We start from the raw sequence: 21,728 nt of genomic DNA on the forward strand, positions 1-21,728 counted from the left end.
ATTATCAAAGAGGTGGGAGGAGTTTAAGTGCTTGATAATTATAGATTAGAAAAAAGACTGCAGTATTTGTCGCTGATGCTTTTTCTGGCATTTATAATAAAATACAATTATTTGATGCTGCAGATTTTTTATGCTCCTTCACTGACAGCGCTGACAATTAGAAATTTATTTTTTGTGATTTTTTACTTAAAATTTGTAGAGCCTCTGCTTATTTCAAAAAAGATAAGACAGAGGTTGTTTTTCATGGTTTTTCTTTTTTCATTTTTCTTTGTAGTTAATTACTGGTACAACCGCTATTTCGGTAATTTTTTGAGCATTAGTGACCTTATTGCAGGGGAGGGAACCGGAACTTTTTCGATGTACCAGGTTTTATTCACTCATATTTTCAAATTTAGAGATTTGATTATAATTTTAGATCTTGCTCTACTGGGATTGTTTGGTTTGAATTCTCTGCCTGATTTAAGATCAATAACTAATTTTGGTTTATGGAGCCATTCTTTTAAGGTCTTACCTAATGAAAATATAATGGTTTTTGCCGTAATTGTTTTGCTTTTATTGACTCAGGTTGCTGCAGGAAGTTTAATTATGGGAGATTTCAGTCCGGCTGAGCTTTATCAATCGGGCAGTTCTTACCTGGCTGCAGTTTATGGAATTCTTCCTTTATATACTATGGAAGCCTACAGTTATTTTACCCGCAGCGAAGAAAAGCCCAGACCCGAATTGGAGGATGTACCCTATTATCAAAAGCAGAAACAGTTAAGTGGATTTAAAGTTCTACCCAAAAATACAAATGTTATTTTAATTCAGGTTGAATCACTTGATGCTAAAATAATTGACTATGAACAGCAGGGTAAGCCGGTCACACCATTTTTAAATAGTTTAAAAGCAGAAAGCCTTTATTTTGAAAATTTTTATGCACAAAAGGTTAACGGTAGTTTTGATGCTGACTTATCAACTCTAACTTCACTTTATCCGGTTAATAGGAGCTATGTTTTTAGAGATATTGATTTAAGTGGTTTTCATTCTCTGCCAAAACTGCTTAAAAAAAGAGGGTATCAAACACTTGCTTTTCACAATAATGATCGTGATTTTTTCAATCGAGCTGAAGCTTATCCAGATTTAGGTTTTGACCATTTTTACAGTCAGCGAAACTTTCGAGAAACTATTTTTCCGGTTTCTAAAGAGAGAGGACTTGGAATTAATGATTATGATTTTTTTGATGCCTCAACTGAATTAATAAAAGAGGCTGCAGCAGCGGATAAACCTTTTTTTGCCTATTTAATTTCTTTAACAAGTCATACCCCCTTTAATTTTTATCCGAAAGCTGCAGTTGAAGATTTTGCAGAAGTCAACAATAATTTAGTTCATAATTATTTTAAATCTATCAGTTTTTTAGATAAATCACTACAGAATTTTGTTTATAAATTAGAAGAAGCAGGAATAATGGATAATACACTTTTGGTTATTTACTCTGACCATGAATCTGAAATTAAAACAATGGAATATGAATCTGGACGAGATTTTACCCTCTGGCGTAATGTTAAAACTCCATACCATATTCCATTATTTATTAAACATCCCCAACTGCAGGCTGAGATATTTAGCCGTGAGGGGACTACAACTGATATTGCTCCAACTGTTCTTGATTTATTAGGCTTTCAGGAACTGCCGGATCAATTTGTTGGGCGCTCCTTATTTTTAGAGCAGGAAGATCCAATATTATTTCTGCATGAAACTCCTCATGTATTAAAAGATGGTCAACTTTATATTAAAGAAATTGAAGAACTGCTTAAAGTTGGATATTTAAAAAATCAAAAAAGAGAAATAGAAATTTCTCAAGAAAAAATTGAAGAATTAACAGAGATAATAAACTATATGCGCAATATATTTATGATTAATCAGGGGAAGATTTTTAAGGAGGTGGAGTGATTAAATTAATTATAATTATCACAGTTATAATCTTAATTTTTGCCTTCGTCTATTTTGAATTCTATTATTTAATTCGTCCTTCTAAATTAGGAAAAAAAATTATAGAAAAACATAACTTTGATTATCCAGTTCTTGTAGCCCACCGCGGTTCATCATATAGTGCCCCGGAGTCGACTTTGCCAGCTGTCAAAAAAGCGGTTGAGAGTGGCGTTGATTATATTGAGCTTGATGTTCAGAGGACTAAAGATGGGAAATTGGTGATTTTTCATGACACAAATTTATTGCGTTTAACAAATGTAAAGTCTATGTTCCCAGATCGGGAAAATTATGATCTACAGAATTTTACTTTAAACGAATTACGGCTTTTAAATTATGGAGCCTGGTTTAATGTAAAATATCCAGAAAGGGCAAGTGATGGCTACAGCCACCTGACAATTATGACTTTAGAACAGGTATTGGAGTTTGTCGATCCCATTGAAACAGGGATTGGTCTCGCTTTAGAACTTAAGAGTCCCTATTTGTATGATGGAATTGAAAAGGAAATTGTAGATCTTCTAAAAGAAAAAGAAATTTATGAAACAGAAACTAAAGCACCGCGTATTTTATTTCTTTCTTTTTCACCAGCAAGTCTAAAAAGGTTGGCTGATTTAAGACCTGACTCACCAAGAATTTTATTAACCAAAAGAAATTTTGTTTCTCCCAGGCGCTGGCAGGGCTGGTTAGACATAACAGAAGAAGCTGCAGATGGAATTGGACCTAAAGGACATGTCAGCTTTCCTTGGTATATTGGTGCAGCTCATAAAAGAGGATTATTTGTTTTCCCATATGTGATTAATCGTTCCTGGCAGTTAAAGATTTTTTCCTGGTTCAGTGCAGATGGTTATATTACAGATCGGGCTGAAATGCTGGCTGAGTTCTTTAATCGAGTTCAAGAATTTGGAGAAAGCGTTGAAGAATTTAGTGATAATATCTTAGAAGAAGAATTAGAAAATACTGAAGAAAACCAGGAAAAAGCTGAATCTCAAAATAACTCTGAAGAAAAAAATAATAATTAATTTTCATATTTGATGGAATTATGTAAAAAGTTTATGATATAATTTAGATGTTAGTTATTTATGAAGTTAGTTATTTATGAAGTTAGTTATTTATAAAGTGAAAACATTTTCAACTATAAAAATTTAATTTAACAAAAGCTTGATCAATTAGAAACTTTTACTCTAAGAGGAGGGTTTTTTAAATGCAAAATTTTATTTATCAGAATACAACAAAGATAGTCTTTGGTAAAGGAACAGAGGAAGAAGTTGGTGAATATACTGCCAAGCATGGCTCTAAGGTGCTGCTCCATTATGGTGGAGGCAGTATCAAAAAATATGGAACCTATGATAAAGTTGTAAAATCTCTAGAAAAAGCAGGTATAGAATATGTTGAATTAGGAGGGGTTGAACCCAATCCTAAATTATCACTTGTTCATAAAGGTATTGAACTGGCTAAAGAAGAAAGTGTTGATTTCATCTTAGCTGTTGGTGGTGGAAGTGTTATTGACTCCGCCAAGGCAATTGCTGTTGGTTATTTTTATGATGGTGATGTTTGGGACTTTTATTATAATAATGTTGAAATAACAGAAGCATTACCTGTCGGGGTAGTATTAACAATTCCAGCAGCTGGAAGTGAATCAAGTACCAGCTCAGTAGTAACTAAGATGGATGGTATGTATAAAAGAAGTATCGGGACTGAATTAATTAGACCTAAGTTTGCAATTATGAATCCTGAAATTACCTTTACTCTACCTGATTATCAGACTGCTTGTGGTGCAGTTGATATTATGGCCCATATAATGGAGAGATATTTTACCAATACAGATAATGTAGAGTATACAGACCGTTTGTCTGAAGCTTCTTTAAAAACAATTATAAATAATACACCTAAGGTTCTAGAAGATAATGAAGATTATGCTGCTAGAGCTGAGATCATGTGGGTTGGAAGTAATGCACACAATGGTCTTCTAGGAACGGGAAGAGAAGAAGACTGGTCTTCACACGGTATGGAACACGAATTAAGCGGAATTTATGATGTTGCTCATGGTGCAGGTCTGGCAGTTGTTTTCCCAGCCTGGATGGAATATGTTTATCAGCATGATTTAGAGCGTTTTGCTCAATTTGCTCATCGAGTTTGGGATGTTGATCCTGATTTTAAAGATCTGGAGTGGACAGCTCAGCAGGGGATTAAAAAGACAAAGGAATTCTTCAGTGATATTGGAATGCCTGTAACTCTAGCAGAACTTGATATTCCAGCAGATCGCCTGGAAGAGATGGCTGAAAAAGCTACAGAAAATGGTTCAATAGGTAGTTTTGTTGAATTAGATACTGAAGATGTACTAAAGATTTATAAAAGTGCATTAAAATAATATTGGAGGTGCTTAAATGCTGCAGAAATTATCTGCCTTTGGTTTTTTATTAATTGTCTGGTTTATCTTTGCAGGAAAAATAACGGTAGATATTTTAATAATAGGCAGTGCAGCTTCATTATTAGTTACATTCTTTTTTAGTGATATGTTATTCAGGGAAGTTCATCGAAGGCTTCCCTGGTATCACTATTTAAGAAAGCTGGCTCTTTTATTATTATTTGTTCCTGTATTTTTTTATGAAGCAATATCGGCTGCTTTAAAAGTTTCCAAACATGTTTTTGAAAAAAATCCTTCCTTCAATCCTGGAATTGTAAAAGTTAAGACTGAACTTACAGATATTACTGGTTTAACTCTTCTGGCCAACCTAATTACACTAACTCCAGGTACATTAACTCTCGATTACGATAGAAACGAAAAGTCTTACTATATCCACTGGATTGATGTAGAAACAGTGGAAGAGGCTGATCTGAAAAAGAAAATAATTGCTCGCTTTGAGCGCTGGGTAGGGGTGATTTTCAGATGATAATTGGCCTTGCTGTATTTTTCTCTGTTTTGTCTTTTATTGTATCTTATCGAGTAGTAATCGGGCCTACAATCACAGATAGGCTAATTGGCGCTGATACAATAGGTATTTTTATGTCAATGGTGATGCTGATGATTGCTTTGGAATATGATATGTTTTTATTAGTTGATATAGTATTGGCATATGCAGTGCTGCTTTTTATTGATATGTTAATTTATGCTAAATACTTTGAACACGGGGAGCTGTATAGATAATGACAATTAGATTAATATTCTCCTATTTTTTTATGGTATCAAGTGCAGCTTTTGCTGTGGTAACTGTCTTGGGACTTTTACGTTTCCCGGATGTTTATACTAGAATGCATGCGGCAGCTGTGGTTTTAACAATGTCTGCTGTTTTAATGTCAATTGGAACTGCAATTTATGTCTGGGAATTTTTCTTGAGTATCAAAATTATGATGATTGGACTCTTTTTTCTATTTTCTAATCCGATGGCAACACATGCTATCGCACGTGCATCTTATAAGAGAAAAATTGCTCTACCAAAAGAATATGAGATCGATGCCTATTCTGAATATTTAGGGAGAGATTCCGATGAACATTCTTGAGATAATTTTATTAATTTTCTTAGTTTTTTCAGCTGTAATGACTGTTCGTTTTGATGAGGAATTGATATCAATAATTTTTTTATCTATATTTTCTTTGATTTTAACTGCATTATATTTACTGCATAAAGCAGCAGATGTTGCTTTAGCAGAAGCAGTAATTGGTGCTGGTTTGAATACAGCTATTTTTATGAGTGCTATCAGTCAGATCAGACATAGTGATTCCGACTGAAAGTTCAGCTGGAGGTGTAAATAATGAACAAATTAGTGAAAAAAACTTTAATTACGGCAGTTTTGGCTGCTGCTGCTTTTGCTCTTTATTATAATTTTTCTTTGCTGCCTGGATATCAAGACCTAGAAAAAGGTATTTCAGATTATATCATTACTTATGGTCTGCATGACACTGGGTCGCTTAATTTGATTACAGCAGTTCTCTATGATTACAGAGCCTTTGACTCCTTAGGAGAAAGTACTGTTATTTTTGGAGCTGTAAGTGGAATTGTTTTAATTTTATCCCGCAAGATGCTGCCCGTTTCCTCAAAGGGTCTTTCTTTTATTGTTAAGCGAACCTTAGGAATTATGACTCCTTTTATTGCTTTATTTGGTTTTTATGTAATTACTCACGGTCATTTAAGCCCTGGGGGAGGATTTCAGGGAGGAGTAATCTTAGCAGCTATTTCAATAATTTTTAGTATTGTTTATGGTAGTGCCTTTGACTATAGGCGCTATAGTCCCCAAACTAAAACTGTTTTAGAAACTGGTGGGGCTTTAACTTTTTTGGTGATTGGACTTGCTGGAATAGTTATGGAAGGTGCATTTCTAAAAAATCTGGGTTTTTTAACTGCAGAGAGAGGAACATTAATTTCTGCTGGAAGTATTCCTTATATTAATATTGGAGTTGGTTTTAAAGTTGGAGCCGGATTAGCGATTATTTTTTATAGTATGATTCAAAAAACTTTTGAGGAGGATTTTTAATGCTAACTAATTTAATTTTTATTATCCTCTTTATGCTGGGCTTTTATGCCTTAATAATGAAAACAAATTTGATCAAAAATGTGATTGGGCTCAACTTAATGGAAGCAGCTATTTTTTTCTGGGTTATTTCTTTTTCAGATATCGGTGGTGAGGTTTCAATTCACAAATTTGGTGAAACTATGGGGAAATTTAATGACCCTGTACCTCAGGCTTTAACTCTAACCGGGATTGTAATTGGAGCTAGTACTGCTGCTTTGCTTTTGACACTGATCATTGAATTAAATAAGTTTAGTGGAACTATTGATCGGGATCAAATAGAGGAGTTGAATGACTGATGAGCTTGATGAATATTGAGTTAATCCTTTTAACTGTTCTTCCAGTACTGATAGCAGTTTTTATGTGCTTCAGCACTAATTTTAATCGCCATTCCCGGAATTTTATAGCTGTTATGGGAGTTGGAATTGAGCTGGCTCTTGTTATTTCATTATTTGTCTTAAATTTTGAGGCTGTTAAAAATTCTAATTTTTTTCTGCAGTATACTTTAGGCTATACTGATACACCATTTGTGATCAACCTGGCGATGGATAACTTGAGTTTGTTTTTTTCTTTAATCGTTACTTCAGCAATTTTTTTGATAGTTATTTTTTCAACTCAATACATAACCGCTAAGGAAAATATATATTTTGCTTTATTTTTTTTAGTACTTGCTTCAATTCAGGGCAGCATTTTAACTGCTGATCTATTTACTCTCTATCTTTTTATTGAGGCAATTACAATTTTTACTACTCCATTGATTTCTTTCGAAAAAACTGAAGAAACAACTAGAGCTGCAATGCAGTATTTGTTTTATGGAATCACCGGGGGAGTATTTTTCTTTATAAGTATGATTTTAATTTATTTTAATTTGGGAACTTTAAAAATGGCTGCAGTTGCTGAATCATTTGCTTTAATCTCAACCCCAATGCAGCTGACAATTATTATTTTCTTTTTACTTGCTTTAATAATTAAGCTTGGTATTTTCCCAATTCATTTTTGGCTGCCTCGGGCCCACAGTGCCTGTCCAGCACCCATCAGTGCTCTTTTATCAGGGGTTTTATTGAAAGTTTATTTATATATATTTATGAGATTATTTTGGACAATGATTGCCTTTGATTTTTTAGTAGAGCTGCACTTAAGTGACTTTGTTTTGAATCTCGCTTTGGTTTCCAGTTTAATTGGACATGTTTTTGCTCTGCAGGCTGATGATTTAAAGAAAATGCTTGCTTATTCGAGTATCGGCCATATTGGAATGATTCTGGCTGTGCTGCTTTTAAACACTGAGGCAGCCTTTTATGGCGGCCTGCTGCATATCACTGCCCATTTAATGATGAAGTCCGGACTCTTTTTAAGCAGTGGTTATCTGCTCCAGACAACTTTATCACACAATATCAATGATTTAAGGGGTATTGGTCATACAAATCGTCTGGTTTTTGCAGCTTTTATCATAATTTGTCTGGGAACAATTGGGATGCCGCCGTTGATTGGTTTTGTCAGTAAATGGTATGTGCTCTTAGCTTTTTTAAAAGCCAGACATTTTTTTGGAGCTTTTGTCGCTGCAGCTGGGAGTATAATAGCTTTAATATATTATCTCCGCTATATTTCCCATGCTTATGAGACAGTAAAAGAGGATGGAAAGTCAATCAAGGAAGAGCTTCTTTCTTTGAAAGGATTTTTCAGCTCTACTAATAAAATGAAAAGTGTAATTTATATTTTTACAATTTTAATTATTATTTTTGGTCTGGGTTTTAAAATTTTAGAAATGCCGATTAATACAGCAATTTTTGAGCTTTTGAATCCGGAAAAATATATTGAGCTTGTTCTGGGAGGTTGATTGATGGATATTAAAATTTTATTTTTGATTTTAGTTCCTCTAGGTACGGCCTTTTTAATACCATTAATAGACTTAATTAATGCTAAATTAAGGCGTTTTTTCGTTTTGCTTGGAGTTTTACTGGAATCATATTTAATTATAACTATCATAACTGGTAATTTAGATAATTTTAGAAATGGAGATTTTTTCCTGCAGTATTTTCTGGGAGGCTGGCGTCCTCCTTTAGGAATTACACTGGCAATGGATGGTCTAAGCCTTTTGTTTGTTGTGATAACTGCTGTCAGTCTTTTTCTGGTAGTGATTTATTCTATAGGTTATATCGGCCACCACGAAGGTAAATACTATGTGCTTTATTTTTTGATTGCAGCCGCTTCAATGGGCGCGTTATTAACAGCAGATTTATTTAATATTTATGTGTTTATAGAGATGCTGACTATAACATCTGGTGCTTTAATAGGTTTTAAAAGAAGCGAAGAGGCTAGTGCTGCTGCAATAAAATATCTAATTTATAATGTTTTAGCAGGTTTATTATTTTTCTTGGGAGTATTAGTAGTTTATTTCAATTTAGGAACTTTAAATATGGCTGCAGTAGCTCAAAATTTTGCTGATTTAGAAAGTGGAATTCAGCTCTTTATTTCTGCTATATTTTTGACTTCTATTTTAATTAAAATGGGTATTTTCCCATTTTTATTCTGGCTTCCTAAAAGTTATGATACAGCACCATCACCCGTTACAGCTGTTTTATCAGGTATTCTATCCAAAGTTTATTTGTATATTTTTATTAGGATTTTCTGGACTGTAATTGGTTTTGAGGTAATTACTTCTTTGAATTTAAATATATTTTTAATTGATTTAGCTTTATTCTCATCTTTTTTAGGTCATGTTTTTGCCCTGCAGTCTAATAATATTAAACGTCTTCTGGGTTATTCAAGTATTGGTCATATTGGAATGATTACGGCTGTTATTTTATTAAACACAGAAGCTGGATTTTATGGAGGAATACTCCATATAATAAGTCATATGTTTATGAAAGCAGGATTATTTGTAGCCTGTGGTTATCTGCTGCAGTACACAAGATCTCATGCCTATGGAGATTTTAAAGGGGTGGGGCTTAGAAATAAGTCAGTATTTATTGCCTTTATCGCTTTATTATTAAGTATGATCGGTATGCCGCCGCTTTTAGGTTTTGCAAGTAAATGGTATGTCTTAATGGCCTTTTTGGAAGCCCGCAGTTATTTTGGGGCCTTTATAGTAATTTTTGGTAGTTTAACTGCTGTAATTTATTATCTGCGCTATATAGCCAAAGGTTTTGAAGAGGTAAAACTAACAGAAGACGATTTAAAGGAAGAGGTATTCAGCAGGCCCTTACTTTCAGTTTTATACAGAGAAAAAATTGTAAGTTTTATTACTTATACCTATGCTGCCATAATTATAGGTTTTGGGGTAGGTTTTAGATTTTTTGATTTACCTTTAAAAATGTCAATTAATAGTATTATGAATGTTGAGCGATATATAGAATTAGTGTTAGGAGGCTAAACTATGGCTGTTATTTGGCAGCAGTTTCTTGCAGGTTTTCAATTTGATAGTTATTTTCCACTGCTGGCTGAAGTAGGAGTTATTTTAACTCTGATGACAGCTTTAGCGGCCTGGAATTATATAAAAGAAAATAAGTTTTGGTATTACAGTTTAACAGTACTTTATCTGCTTAGTGCCTTAGTTGTAATTTTAACTACAGACTGGTTTTTCTTTCTTTTTGCCTGGGAACTAGTAACTTTAACAACATCCTTTATGCTTGCCTGGAGTGACTGGAAACTTGTCCGACAATATTTTGTGATCCAGTTCAGCGGCAGCAGTATCCTGCTTTTTGGAGCACTAGCTGCAAATGCTTTTGGCTATTCTCAAATTGGAGCAATTGATTCTGTTCCCCTGCAGTTTATTTTGATTATGGGTATCGGAATGAAGAGCGGTCTCTTTTTATTTCATTTCTGGCTGCCCCCAATTCATTCGGAGGCTCCAGCTCCGGTAAGTGCTATTTTATCAGGGTGGGTTGTTAAACTCGGCTATATATTCTTACTTAAAATAATACCAATGGAAAGTGGGAATACATTTCTCTTTTTGATTGGCTTAGCAATGATAGTTTATGCGGGCTGGCAGGCACTGCGCTCTGCTGATTTGAAAATTATGCTTGCTTATTCAACAGTTAGTCAGTTAGGATTTATTGCACTGGCTATTGGTACTGGTGGGAAATATGCTTTTTATGGAGCGGTATTACATATTATTGCCCATGGATTTGCAAAAACAACCTTATTTATCAGCAGCGGTATCTGGCAGAAAGAATACGGAAGCCGGATTATTTATGATTTTAAAGATGCGATCAGCCGCAGGCCTGTAACCTCGGCAGCAGCAATTATGAGTCTTGCTTCCCTGGGAGCCGTAGTTTTCACAGCTGGATATAAAAGTAAATACTTAATAAAGTCTGCTCAGACACCAGGTATCTTAGTGACAGCAGTCTTCTTTTTACTCGGATTTTTAAGCTTTTTATATGCGGCTCGAGTTATTTATTGGATTTTTATAAAAGATCAGGATTATAGCAATTTTCTCAGTGATTTAAAACATGGATTTAACCACTATCAGATTTACACGGCAGATGTGCTGGCTTTGATTACCGGAACATTAGGGATTATAGTTGTCAGTTTTTGGCCGGAGATGCCAGCTGGTGTTTTAGCCAGCCTGGCAGATAAAGATTTTCATCTGATCAGCGGTTTGAGGGATAGTTTAATTTATTTGGCTCTGGCTGCTTACCTTTTTGTTAATAATAATGGCTTTAAGATTAAAGTGAGGGATAATTTATCTTTAGAAAATTATCTGCAGGCTTTTTTAAATTTTGTTTATGGTTTAAGCCGCAAAAGTGTTAAGTTTGATACAGAAAAGATTTTTGAAGCATTTTTCTACAATGCTATCTTTAATGCTTCTAAAAAGCTGTATAATTTAGTCTATCAGGATTTTACTATACAGCTGCTTTGGATTCCAATTTTTATGACTGTGCTTTTACTCTGGCAGCAGATTTATGCATATTTTTAAATTTGACATTTTTAATTTAATAATGATATTCTTGCGTAAAGCAGAGCTGGGCCTGCTGCCGATTGGAGGATGATTAATTAATGAATGAACTAGATATAAGTCAAAAAATATTAAATAAAGCTGCAGAAATTGAGCCAAAAATAATTAAAATTAGACATCAGATTCATCAAAATCCTGAACTTTCCTTTCAAGAAAAGGAAACAGCAGCTTTAGCAGCAGCTGAAATGCATAAATTAGGATTTAAGGTTCGGAAAAATATTTTTGGAACTGGGGTTACAGCTATTTTTAAAAATTCTAATGCTGAAAACAGTAAAACACTTTTAATTCGGGCTGACATGGATGCACTGCCTGTGCTTGAAAAAAATGACCTTGAATATATTTCTAAGAATGAGGGAGTAATGCATGCCTGTGGTCATGATGGGCACACTGCAATTTTGATCGGTACAGCTGTGGTTTTAAAAGAGTTGGCTCAGGAGTTTGAAGGTAATCTCAAATTTTTATTTCAGCCGGGAGAGGAGACTTCAGGTGGAGCTGCAGGAATGATTAAAGAAGGAGTGCTTGAAAATCCCCAGGTCGATGCGGCATTGGGACTTCATCTCTGGGGTAGTACTGCTGAAGGTGTAGTGGAATATAAGAGTGGTCCTTTTATGGCTTCACCTGATCATTTTGATTTAAAAATAATTGGCAAAGGAGGACATGCTGCCCGGCCTCATAACACTATAGATCCGATTCCAATTGGAGCTGAAATCATTTCTACTCTCCAAAAAATAGTCAGCCGCAGAGTTGACCCGCTGGAATCAGCAGTAATTTCTGTCTGTAATTTCGACTCAGGCAGCACCCATAATGTTATTCCAGATACAGCGGTTTTAAAAGCAACTGTTCGCTCTTTAAAACCTGAAATTAGAAAACAGCTGGCTGCTAATATTGAAAAAGTTATTAAAAATATCTGCGATATTTATGATGCAGATTATGAGTTTGATTATGTTTTCGGTTATCCACCGGTAATAAATAATTCGGAGATGACGAAGTTATTGTCAGAATCAGCTGCCAAAGTTTTAGGTAAAGATCGGGTTCGTGAAAGAGAAAAAGCTGAAATGGGAGGAGAAGATTTTTCCTTTTTTGGTGAACAGGTTCCATCAGTATTTTATTTTTTAGGTATTGCTCCTGAGGGAGAAATTATTAACCATCACCAGGCTGATTTTAAATTTAATGATTTTGTTTTAAAAGATGGAGTAGCTGTAATGGCTCAAACTGCTCTCGATTTTTTCGCTAATTATCATAAACAGTCTCAATAATATAAATTAAAAATCTAAAAACCTCTGCCGGTAAGTAATTTATAGGTGGTTCTTTATTTTAAAATTGCTAAAAAAATGGGGAATAAGGAGTGGTATAATGAATAGCAATAAAACAATTTTAATAGTTGATGATAGCCAATTTAATATCCAAATTTTAAGTGATATTCTTCAAGAAAAATCATATAAAATTGCTTTAGCTAAAAGCGGAGAAATGGCATTAGAATTTGTTAAAGCTCAGAAGCCTGATTTAATTTTGCTTGATATTATGATGCCTGATCTAAATGGTTTTGAAGTCTGTAAATCTCTAAAAAATAATCAAAAAACTGCAAATATTCCGATAATATTTATTAGTGGTCTTGATAAAAGTAAAGATATAGTAAAAGGTTTTCAAGCTGGGGCGGTAGATTATATTGTTAAACCTTTTCAAAAAGAAGTAGTATTGGCTCGAGTAAATACTCATTTAAAATTAAACGAAACTCAAAAAAAGTTAGAAAAAACAAATAATGAGTTAAAAAAATTATTAGATGAGGTAAAATATCTTTCTTTTCATGATGAGATGACCGATTTATATAACAGACGTTATTTTGAAAATGAGTTAGATAGATTGTCTAATTCACGTCAGCTTCCGATAACTATTTTTGTAGCTGATATAGATAGATTAAAATTTATTAATGATAATTATGGTCATAATAAAGGTGATCAATATATTAAGGCGGCTGCAGATATTTTAAAAAGATCAACAAGAAGCGAAGATATTGTTGCTAGAATTGGTGGAGATGAATTTGCAATTATCTTAACTGAAAGTGGGTTTGAAGCAGCAAAGATTATTTTTGACAGAATAAGAGCTAATGTTATAGAATATAATAATAGAAATCAGCTTGTAGAAAGTTTGGAAATTTCAATTGGATTTTCAATAAAGGTCAAAGATGATGAAAATATTGATAATATATTTCAACAAGCAGATGAGATGATGTATAATAATAAAGGAAAGAATACAACTTTAAAGAAATACAACTTTAGCAGTTATTAATTTTAAGTATTGAGTATCGAGCAGAATTGGAGGAAAAAAAGATGAATTATATAAAAAAATCAACTAAACTAGAAAATGTTTGTTATGATATTCGAGGACCTGTACTTAACGAAGCGACTCGATTAGAAGAAGAGGGTTATACTATTTATAAGCTTAATCTAGGGAATACCGCTCCTTTTGGCTTAAATGCACCTGACGAAATTATTCATGATGTAATGTATAATTTAAAGAATTCTCAGGGTTACTGTGATTCTCAGGGTATTTTTCCAGCCCGCAAAGCAGTAATGCAGTATTACCAGAAAAAAGGGATTATGGATGTAGAAATTAATGATATCTATATCGGTAATGGAGTAAGTGAGTTAATAACTATGGCAATGCAGGGGCTGTTAAATAATGGAGATGAGGTTTTAATCCCAATGCCGGACTACCCACTCTGGACAGCCTCAGTTAATTTAGCTGGAGGTAAAGCCGTCCACTATATCTGTGATGAGCAGTCTAAATGGTATCCAGATTTGGATGATATAAGAGCTAAGGTTAATAAAAAGACTAAAGCGATTGTAGTTATTAATCCTAATAATCCAACTGGTGCTAATTACCCAACTGAAATTTTAGAAGGTATTATAGAGATTGCTAAGGAAAATGAACTAATTGTTTACAGTGATGAAATTTATGAGAAAATAACATATAATGGAGCTGAGCATACTTCAATTGCAACATTAACTGATGAGGTTTTAATTGTAACTTTTAGTGGGTTATCTAAATCCCATCGAGTTCCTGGCTTTAGAGCTGGCTGGATGATGCTTAGTGGTCAAAAATATCATGCTGAAAGTTATATTGAGGGTTTGAAAATTTTATCTTCAATGCGGCTCTGCAGCAATGTTCCTTCACAGCACGCAATTCAGACATCATTAGGCGGCTATCAAAGTATTGATGATCTAGTTCTGCCGGGTGGAAGACTTAAGGAACAGCGTGATCTAGCCTATAAACTTTTAATCGATATTCCTGGGATTAGCTGTGTCAAACCGGAAGCTGGACTTTATCTTTTTCCAAAAGTTGATACTGAAAGATTTAATATTACAAATGATGAGCGTTTTATTTTAGATTTTCTGATTCAGGAGAAGGTGCTTCTGGTCCAGGGCAGTGGTTTCAACTGGCCTCAGCCCGATCATTTTAGAATAGTATTTTTACCATCAGAAAAAGATCTAAAAATTGCTCTTGGTCGTTTAAAGAAATTTCTGAGCAGTTATCAGCAGTAAGTTTAAAATAATTGGATTAAATAAAATAATAAATTAAGGGTTGATTTAAGTTGAAAAAGGCACTAATTTTTTTAACAATATTAACTGTATTAATTTTAGCAGCTGTCGGCTGTAATCAGCAGCGGGGAGATGTCGTATATATTGAGCGAGTTATAGATGGTGATACTGTTGAAACTGCAGCTGGAGATTCAATCCGCCTCTTGGGAGTTGACACCCCTGAAATTGATTGGGAAAATAATCAGTCTGAGTTTTATGCTGAAGAGGCAAGAAAATTTACTATTGAAAATTTGACCGGGGAAAATGTAATTTTAGAATTTGATCAGGAGAAAGAAGATCATTATGGTCGGACTTTAGCTTATTTAATTCATGATGGAGAAAATTTTAACCAAAAACTGCTGGAAAATGGTTATGCCTCTTTAATGATCGTAGAGCCCAATGATTATTATGAAGCTGAATTTAAGCAGGCGGTAAAAAAAGCTAGAGCTTCCCGGCTTGGCATCTGGTCTCAGGTGCTGGAGCTTGAACGTGATTTACCCGTGATTTCTTTTCAGGAGGCAGCTTCATTTATTGGAGAAAGGGTAATTGTAGCTGGTAAGATTGTTAATACAGCAGCTGCAGATTCTATTAATTACCTAAATTTTTCTGATAACTATCAGGACACTCTTTCTTTAGTTATTTTTAATCATAATTTAAATAAATTTGATTACCAACCTGCTGAATATATTTTAAATAAAAAAATTAAAGTTTTAGGCAAAATAGAACTCTATCAGGGGAGTCCACAAATTATTGTAGATGATCCACATGATATTTTAATTATTGATTAAAGTCGTCCTGGGATGATAAAATTAAGATTAAATGTAGAACCCTCTAAGTTTAAACTTAGAGGGTTTTTTGCTGCTTGTTAAGCTGCAGCAGGTTTTGGTAGATCCTTATTTCTAAACTGTAGATATAAGACAATTCCGAGAAGTGAAAGACCAATTATATCTGACTGCCAACCTGGAATTAATAGACCCAGAGAACTTCCCAGCAGTAAGATTCTTTCAATAATAGTTGTTTTTCTGTTTAAATATCCTAAAACAGCAGCTGCTAGCGAGAAAACTCCAATAATTGAACTTCCGGTAATTAAAATTACCTGAACAGCTGTAGTATTAATTAACAGCAAAGAGGGAGAATAGGCAAAGACAAAGGGCACCACAAAACCAGCAATTGCTAATCTAACAGCCGTTAAACCTGTTTTAAGTGGATTTGAGCCCGCTATACCAGCACCTGCATAGGCTGCCAGAGCAGCTGGTGGAGTTAAGTCTGCAACAACTCCAAAGTAAAGTACAAATAAATGAGCTGCTAAAATTGGAACTCCAAGTTGTGTTAAAGCTGGAGCAGCCATTGTTGCCAGTACAATATATGTAGCTGTTGTGGGCAAACCAGTTCCCAAAATAGTACAGGCAACCATAGTAAAGAATAAAGCCATAAATAAGTTGCCGTTGGCAAGTGCAACTGTCAGACTTGTAAATTTAAGGCCCAGTCCGGTTAAAGTTGTAACTCCAACTATAAAACCAACTGCTGCACAGGCGGCTGCCACACCAAGCGCAGAAATTGCACCTTCTCTTAAAGTATCAAGCAGATCCTGCAGACCCATTCGAGTATCTTTTTTAAGAAAACTTAAAGCATAAGAAACAATGATTCCTAAAAATGCAGCTCTCAAAGGAGTATATCCTTTAAATAAGTAATAGAAAATAATGATCAAAGGAGCAATCATATGTCCTCTTGTTTTTAAGACTGTTAAGAATTTAGGTATTAAATCATCGCTCATTCCTTCTAAGCCCTGCTTTTTTGCCTCAAAGTGAACCATTAAACCTACTGTAATATAATAAAGAATCGCTGGTAAAATAGCCGCTTTGGCAATTGTCACATAAGGAACTCCAATAAATTCTGCCATAATAAAGGCTGCAGCTCCCATGATTGGGGGCATTATCTGACCACCTGTAGAAGCAGCTGCTTCTACAGCAGCTGCAAATTGGGAATTGTAACCAACCTTTTTCATAAGTGGAATTGTAAAAGATCCTGTAGTTACAGTATTAGCTACTGAACTTCCTGAAATTGAACCCATTAAACCACTGGAAACAACAGCTGCCTTTGCAGGTCCACCAGTTGTTCTACCGGTTAAAGAGAGGGCTAGATCAATGAATAAGTCACCAAGTCCTGTTCTTTTTGCAAAAGCTCCCAAAAGTAGGAATAAGAAAATATAGGTTGCGGATACTCCAAGTGGTATCCCAAAAATACCTTCAGTTGTAAAATACATATGACTTGCAATTCGAGACCAGGAATAACCTCGGTGGGCTAACATTCCCGGCATCTGCTGACCATAATGAGCATAAAGTAAAAATAGAATTGAAATCACCGGCAGTTCCGGGCCTAAAGCACGTCTAGTACCCTCAAGTACTATAATGATTGCTAAAATAGCCATAAACTGATCCAGCTGTGTGTACATCCCGGCTCGATGAACCAGTGATTCATAATTAATTATTATATAAGATGAGATGGCAATACTAGCTAAAGCCAAAATCATATCAAAAGTTAATAACAATTTATTTTCTTTTTTATGTTTTAAAGTTGGATATAAAAGAAAAATTAGTGTAAAAATAAAGCCAAGATGAACCGCTCTCTGTTTTAGGGCTAACAGCACTCCAAACCCAGCAGTATAAAGATGAAACAAAGATAAAGTTACAGCAATTGTAGAAACTATAATTGCTGCTAAACCGGTATAATGCCGATAATCTGTAGTCGGGTCATATTTTTTGAGTAATTCATCTTCCTGTAAATGTTCTTTTTCAGCCATTTTAATACCTCCTTAAGATAAAACTCAAATAGCTAAAAGCTGTAGTCTTAATCTGGAGCAGAGTTTCAGTTTCAACTTTTTCGTATAATTTAAATGTTTTATTATTAAAAATGAATTCATGTTGAGCATAGTCACTAACTCTGAGCATTATTTCCGGCAGCTGTTGATTAATATTTTCTATTATAAATTTACCATCTGCGGTTATATAATTTCCCTGCCCAGCTGAAGTGGGAAGCCCTGCTCCATAAGACTGATATTCTGTTCCTGTCAGTAATATTTCTCCATTTTTTATTTCAAAGAATTCAATTACCGGTGTTTTCGCAACAGAATGTAAATATTTAATACTAAAATTATCCCCATCTGTCAGCTTTTTTTCCCAGATGATTTTATCTGCTTGATAATCAATAATCTGAAGAGTATTAACCTTGAAGATAGAGAGTGAAATAATTAAAATTAAAATTGATACTATAAGCAAAAAAAATTTAAATTTTTTGTTTTTATTCATAATAAATGAGAGCCGGGTATTTTTCAATACCCGGTTATCCTCCTTTAAGTAGATTTTAGAGGCTTGATATTATTTTTTAAAAGTTTCTACATATGATTTATGAAACTTTAAGCTTAGTCTAAAATCTAATTTTTAATCTCTAATTCTTAATCTTTAATTCTTATAATAATCTTAGTTCATTTATAGTCTTAATAAATTACTTAACTTCATCATAATATTTCTGAGCACCAGGATGTAGTTCAACTGTCATACCTGATTTAGCACCCTCTAAAGTAATGTCTCTAGCTCTATCATGAGCAGCAATTAGAGTGTCTCTATTTTCAAAAATTGCTTTAGTAATATTATATACTACTTCTTCACTTAAACTTGATTCAGCAACTAAAATAGCCTTTAAAGCTACAGTTTGAATATCATTATCTAAACCATTGTAGGTTCCAGCCGGAACGGTAACTCCGGTTAAATAAGGATAACTTTCATTTAGTGAGGCAATATCTTCATCGCTGAAGTTTAATAAAGTAATATCCTGAGTTGCAGCAACATCCATTACAGCTGCAGTTGGAATACCGGCTGTTAAGAAAGCTGCATCAATCTGTCTATTCTTTAAACGACTTGCTGCTTCACCAAATGAGAGATAATCTTCTTGAATATCGTCATAAGTTAAACCAAAGAAATTTAAGATTTGGTTTGCATTAGCTTCAGCACCACTACCAGGAGCACCAACGGCTACGCTTTTACCTTTAAGATCAGCAATACTTTTGATTCCTGCATCATTACGAACAATAATCTGAATTACTTCTGGATATAAAGAAGCAATACCGCTCATATTGTTAACCTGATTACCTTCAAACTGTCTTTCTCCATTGACAGCATAGCTAGCAATATCATTCTGTAGAATTGCAAGTTCTACTTCCTGATTGTAAATTAAACGGGTGTTGGTTACTGAGGCTCCTGTTGATTGAGCAGAAGCGTTCATATCATCTATATTTTCATTTAAGACCTTGGCAATTGCACCACCAATTGGATAGTAGGTACCTGAGGTACCTCCGGTTGCAATTGAGAGGAAAGTGGTTTCCTGTGCAGAAACCATTCCACTAAGTAGAAGACTAAAAACAAGAACAGCACTTAAAATGAATAGAGTGTTTTTACTTTTTAACATAAATTATAACTTCTCCCTTCTTGTATTAAATTAAATTAATTTAATTCTTTAACACTTTACTATAGATATTTTTAGAATAAAGTGTTCCTATTTAATTTTACAACATTTGAGGTCAAAAAGCAAGAATATAATTTCAGAAACAGGCGCTGATAGCTGTTATCTGGGGTAATTAAGGTCTTAATAAGTTATAGATTTTATCGGCAGAAAGCTCGCTGGGTCTGCCCCGAGGAGCGTCAAAATACTTAAAATTAAAATAATTAAAAAATAAAATAACGTGAAAACTTGAACAAGTTCCCAAAATGAGTTATAATTAATTAAAAGTTAATATCTGATCAGCTGGGTTAACTATCTGAAAGGATATCATATTTTAGCACTTCCTGAATTTAAGGAGATTTCTGAGGATCAGGGGAGGGATCTTTCTATGTCAAAATATATATATATATAGGTACCAGGTACAAAAAGGCCTTTTTGTACCTGGTACAAAAGAAATATATCACAACTAATGGAGGAACGAAGATGAAGAAGAGAATTGGCTCAGTTGCTGTTGTTGTTGAACAAAGAGAAAAAGTAAGCAATCAGATAAATAAAATTTTAAGTAAAAATGCGGACTGTATAATTGGTCGGATGGGAATCCCTTCGGCTGAACACGGCTTATCAATGATCTCGTTAATAGTCGAGGGAACTTCAGATGAAATTGGAGCAATGACAGGTCAGCTGGGAAGTTTACCTGGAGTTAATTTAAAATCAGCCTTAACTTCAGTTGAAGTTAAGTAGAGATAAACTAACGTACATGTAAAAAAATAGGAGGAAAAAATATGAGTGAAGTTAATTATTTTAAAGAGGAATTCGGAGAAAATTACAGAACTGAAATTTGTGATTATATAACTGATGAAAAGATTGAGGATATTTTGGCTGCAGCTGAAGCACCAGATAAAAAAGAGGTTCAAAGAATTATAGATAAGGCACTGGAGCTTAATGGAATTACCCCTGTAGAAGCGGCGACTTTATTACAGGTTGAAGATGAAGATTTAATTGATCAATTTTTGGAAGCGGCAAGAAAGGTCAAAGAAGAGATTTATGGAAAAAGGTTGGTTATTTTTGCCCCACTATATTTTGCCAATCAATGTGTTAATAACTGCCTTTACTGCGGTTTTCGTAAAGATAATAATCAGCTTGATCGTAAAAAATTATCCCAGCAGGAAATTCGGAATGAGGTTGAGGCGTTAGAAAGAGAAGGTCATAAAAGATTACTTGTTTTAACCGGTGAAGCACCAATTACTGATTTAGATTATGTTGTAGAGAGCATCAAAACTGCCTATGATGTTAAAACAGAAAATGGGGGAGAAATTAGAAGAATTAATGCTGAAATTGCTCCTTTAAGTACTGAAGATTTCAAAAAGCTGAAAGAATCTGAGATTGGAACATATACCTGTTTTCAGGAAACATATAACCGCAAACAATATGCTAAATTACATCCTTCAGGTCCTAAAAGTAATTTTGAATGGAGATTGTCGGTGATGGACAGAGCTCAGGAGGCGGGAATTGATGATGTAGGAATCGGAGCTTTGTTTGGACTTTATGATTATAAATTTGATGTAATTGGAATGCTGCTTCACGCAGAGTATCTAGACAAAAAATGGGGTGTGGGACCACATACTGTTTCAGTACCAAGACTTAATCCTGCTTTAGGAACTCCTTTAGACGAAGTACCCTATCCTGTTTCAGATGCTGATTTTAGAAAATTAGTTGCTGTTTTAAGGTTGGCAGTTCCTTATACAGGTATGATTTTATCAACCAGAGAAAGTACAGAAATGAGAAATGAATTATTTGAACATGGTGTTTCTCAAATTTCTGCTGGCTCCAGAACAACTCCTGGTGGTTATGATAAAAAAGCTAAGAATAAAGAAGAGCTGGCCCAGTTTTCACTGCATGATTTGAGACCGATAGATGAAATAATTAGTGGAATTGCTGAAGATGGTTATATACCTAGTTTCTGTACAGCCTGTTATCGCCTCGGTCGAACAGGTAAAGATTTTATGGATTTGGCTAAGCCTGGAAAAATCCAGGAATTCTGTCGTCCCAATGCAATGCTTACTTTTAAAGAATATTTACAGGATTATGGAACTGAAACAAGCCGCAAACATGGTAAACAATGTTTATCAGATTTAATGGATAGATTGGAAGCAGATAACCCCAAATTAGCAGCAAATATTGCTGATAAATTAGATGCAATTGCAGAGGGAGAGCACGATTTATATCTTTAG

21 protein-coding genes are annotated in these 21,728 nt (G+C 34.2%); 18 read left to right on the forward strand and 3 right to left on the reverse strand.

The genetic code is table 11. From position 1 onward, the window contains the following. Window positions 1–27 precede the first annotated feature (27 nt). The 16 genes from C7954_RS08585 (at window position 28) to C7954_RS08660 (ending at window position 15,791) form a co-directional block, all read left to right on the forward strand. Window positions 28–1,929, forward strand: a complete 1,902-nt coding sequence (locus C7954_RS08585; protein ID WP_110300954.1) for an LTA synthase family protein — start codon at window positions 28–30, stop codon at window positions 1,927–1,929. After that, the gene (locus tag C7954_RS08590) at window positions 1,926–2,984 is read left to right on the forward strand and encodes a glycerophosphodiester phosphodiesterase family protein (RefSeq protein ID WP_223174560.1); all 1,059 of its coding nucleotides are present in this window, start codon (window positions 1,926–1,928) and stop codon (window positions 2,982–2,984) included. The genes C7954_RS08585 and C7954_RS08590 overlap by 4 nt, the downstream gene beginning before the upstream one ends. Window positions 2,985–3,166: 182 nt before the next feature. Continuing rightward, a complete protein-coding gene (locus C7954_RS08595) occupies window positions 3,167–4,333 on the forward strand; it encodes an iron-containing alcohol dehydrogenase (RefSeq protein ID WP_134059549.1) in 1,167 nt (388 codons plus the stop codon). Window positions 4,334–4,349: 16 nt separating this feature from the next. Then, entirely contained in the window at window positions 4,350–4,856 is a 507-nt protein-coding gene (locus C7954_RS08600) for a Na+/H+ antiporter subunit E (protein ID WP_089716267.1), read from the forward strand. Then, a complete protein-coding gene (locus C7954_RS08605) occupies window positions 4,853–5,110 on the forward strand; it encodes an MrpF/PhaF family protein (protein ID WP_089716266.1) in 258 nt (85 codons plus the stop codon). Before C7954_RS08600 ends, C7954_RS08605 begins: the two co-directional genes overlap by 4 nt. After that, complete coding sequence (mnhG, locus tag C7954_RS08610) at window positions 5,110–5,463, forward strand: monovalent cation/H(+) antiporter subunit G (protein ID WP_089716265.1); 354 nt, start codon at window positions 5,110–5,112, stop codon at window positions 5,461–5,463. The genes C7954_RS08605 and mnhG overlap by 1 nt, the downstream gene beginning before the upstream one ends. Beyond that, window positions 5,450–5,692 (forward strand): Na(+)/H(+) antiporter subunit B, encoded by a 243-nt coding sequence (locus C7954_RS08615; RefSeq protein WP_089716264.1) that lies wholly within the window; start codon window positions 5,450–5,452, stop codon window positions 5,690–5,692. The genes mnhG and C7954_RS08615 overlap by 14 nt, the downstream gene beginning before the upstream one ends. A gap of 23 nt (window positions 5,693–5,715) precedes the next feature. After that, the gene (mbhE, locus tag C7954_RS08620) at window positions 5,716–6,435 is read left to right on the forward strand and encodes a hydrogen gas-evolving membrane-bound hydrogenase subunit E (protein WP_089655807.1); all 720 of its coding nucleotides are present in this window, start codon (window positions 5,716–5,718) and stop codon (window positions 6,433–6,435) included. After that, window positions 6,435–6,770 carry a sodium:proton antiporter gene (locus C7954_RS08625; protein WP_089716263.1) on the forward strand — a complete coding sequence of 112 codons (336 nt, stop codon included), beginning with the start codon at window positions 6,435–6,437 and terminating at the stop codon, window positions 6,768–6,770. The genes mbhE and C7954_RS08625 overlap by 1 nt, the downstream gene beginning before the upstream one ends. 8 nt (window positions 6,771–6,778) lie before the next feature. Beyond that, window positions 6,779–8,305 carry a complex I subunit 5 family protein gene (locus tag C7954_RS08630; protein WP_243833663.1) on the forward strand — a complete coding sequence of 509 codons (1,527 nt, stop codon included), beginning with the start codon at window positions 6,779–6,781 and terminating at the stop codon, window positions 8,303–8,305. Between the two features lie 3 nt (window positions 8,306–8,308). Next, window positions 8,309–9,841, forward strand: a complete 1,533-nt coding sequence (locus tag C7954_RS08635; RefSeq protein WP_073156648.1) for a complex I subunit 5 family protein — start codon at window positions 8,309–8,311, stop codon at window positions 9,839–9,841. Window positions 9,842–9,844: 3 nt separating this feature from the next. Further along, window positions 9,845–11,386, forward strand: coding sequence for a complex I subunit 5 family protein (locus tag C7954_RS08640; protein WP_089716262.1), 1,542 nt, complete (start codon window positions 9,845–9,847; stop codon window positions 11,384–11,386). Between the two features lie 80 nt (window positions 11,387–11,466). Next, window positions 11,467–12,681 (forward strand): M20 metallopeptidase family protein, encoded by a 1,215-nt coding sequence (locus C7954_RS08645; RefSeq protein WP_133505455.1) that lies wholly within the window; start codon window positions 11,467–11,469, stop codon window positions 12,679–12,681. A gap of 97 nt (window positions 12,682–12,778) precedes the next feature. Continuing rightward, window positions 12,779–13,711: a diguanylate cyclase domain-containing protein gene (locus C7954_RS08650; RefSeq protein ID WP_073156640.1), complete on the forward strand. Its 933-nt coding sequence runs from the start codon at window positions 12,779–12,781 to the stop codon at window positions 13,709–13,711. A 41-nt stretch (window positions 13,712–13,752) separates the two neighbouring features. After that, entirely contained in the window at window positions 13,753–14,967 is a 1,215-nt protein-coding gene (locus C7954_RS08655) for a pyridoxal phosphate-dependent aminotransferase (protein WP_073156637.1), read from the forward strand. 50 nt (window positions 14,968–15,017) lie between these two features. After that, complete coding sequence (locus C7954_RS08660; RefSeq protein ID WP_073156635.1) at window positions 15,018–15,791, forward strand: thermonuclease family protein; 774 nt, start codon at window positions 15,018–15,020, stop codon at window positions 15,789–15,791. Between the two features lie 77 nt (window positions 15,792–15,868). Here the strand turns inward: C7954_RS08660 and C7954_RS08665 are convergent, their stop codons facing one another. From C7954_RS08665 to C7954_RS08675, 3 genes are all read right to left on the reverse strand, one after another. Further along, window positions 15,869–17,803, reverse strand: coding sequence for a TRAP transporter permease (locus tag C7954_RS08665; protein ID WP_073156632.1), 1,935 nt, complete (start codon window positions 17,801–17,803; stop codon window positions 15,869–15,871). Window position 17,804: 1 nt separating this feature from the next. Beyond that, window positions 17,805–18,308 carry a DUF1850 domain-containing protein gene (locus tag C7954_RS08670; protein ID WP_234971228.1) on the reverse strand — a complete coding sequence of 168 codons (504 nt, stop codon included), beginning with the start codon at window positions 18,306–18,308 and terminating at the stop codon, window positions 17,805–17,807. Between the two features lie 196 nt (window positions 18,309–18,504). Beyond that, window positions 18,505–19,464 carry a TAXI family TRAP transporter solute-binding subunit gene (locus C7954_RS08675; RefSeq protein ID WP_073156626.1) on the reverse strand — a complete coding sequence of 320 codons (960 nt, stop codon included), beginning with the start codon at window positions 19,462–19,464 and terminating at the stop codon, window positions 18,505–18,507. A 516-nt stretch (window positions 19,465–19,980) separates the two neighbouring features. On the opposite strand from C7954_RS08675, the gene C7954_RS08680 reads away from it, so the two are divergent. Both C7954_RS08680 and hydG read left to right on the forward strand, forming a co-directional pair. Further along, on the forward strand, window positions 19,981–20,238 hold the full coding sequence (locus C7954_RS08680) for a TM1266 family iron-only hydrogenase system putative regulator (protein WP_073156624.1): 258 nt from the start codon (window positions 19,981–19,983) through the stop codon (window positions 20,236–20,238). A 41-nt stretch (window positions 20,239–20,279) separates the two neighbouring features. Beyond that, a complete protein-coding gene (gene hydG / locus C7954_RS08685) occupies window positions 20,280–21,728 on the forward strand; it encodes a [FeFe] hydrogenase H-cluster radical SAM maturase HydG (protein ID WP_134059556.1) in 1,449 nt (482 codons plus the stop codon).

The sequence above is a fragment of the Halanaerobium congolense genome, assembly GCF_004366375.1.
In the GTDB taxonomy this organism is placed as follows: domain Bacteria; phylum Bacillota; class Halanaerobiia; order Halanaerobiales; family Halanaerobiaceae; genus Halanaerobium; species Halanaerobium congolense.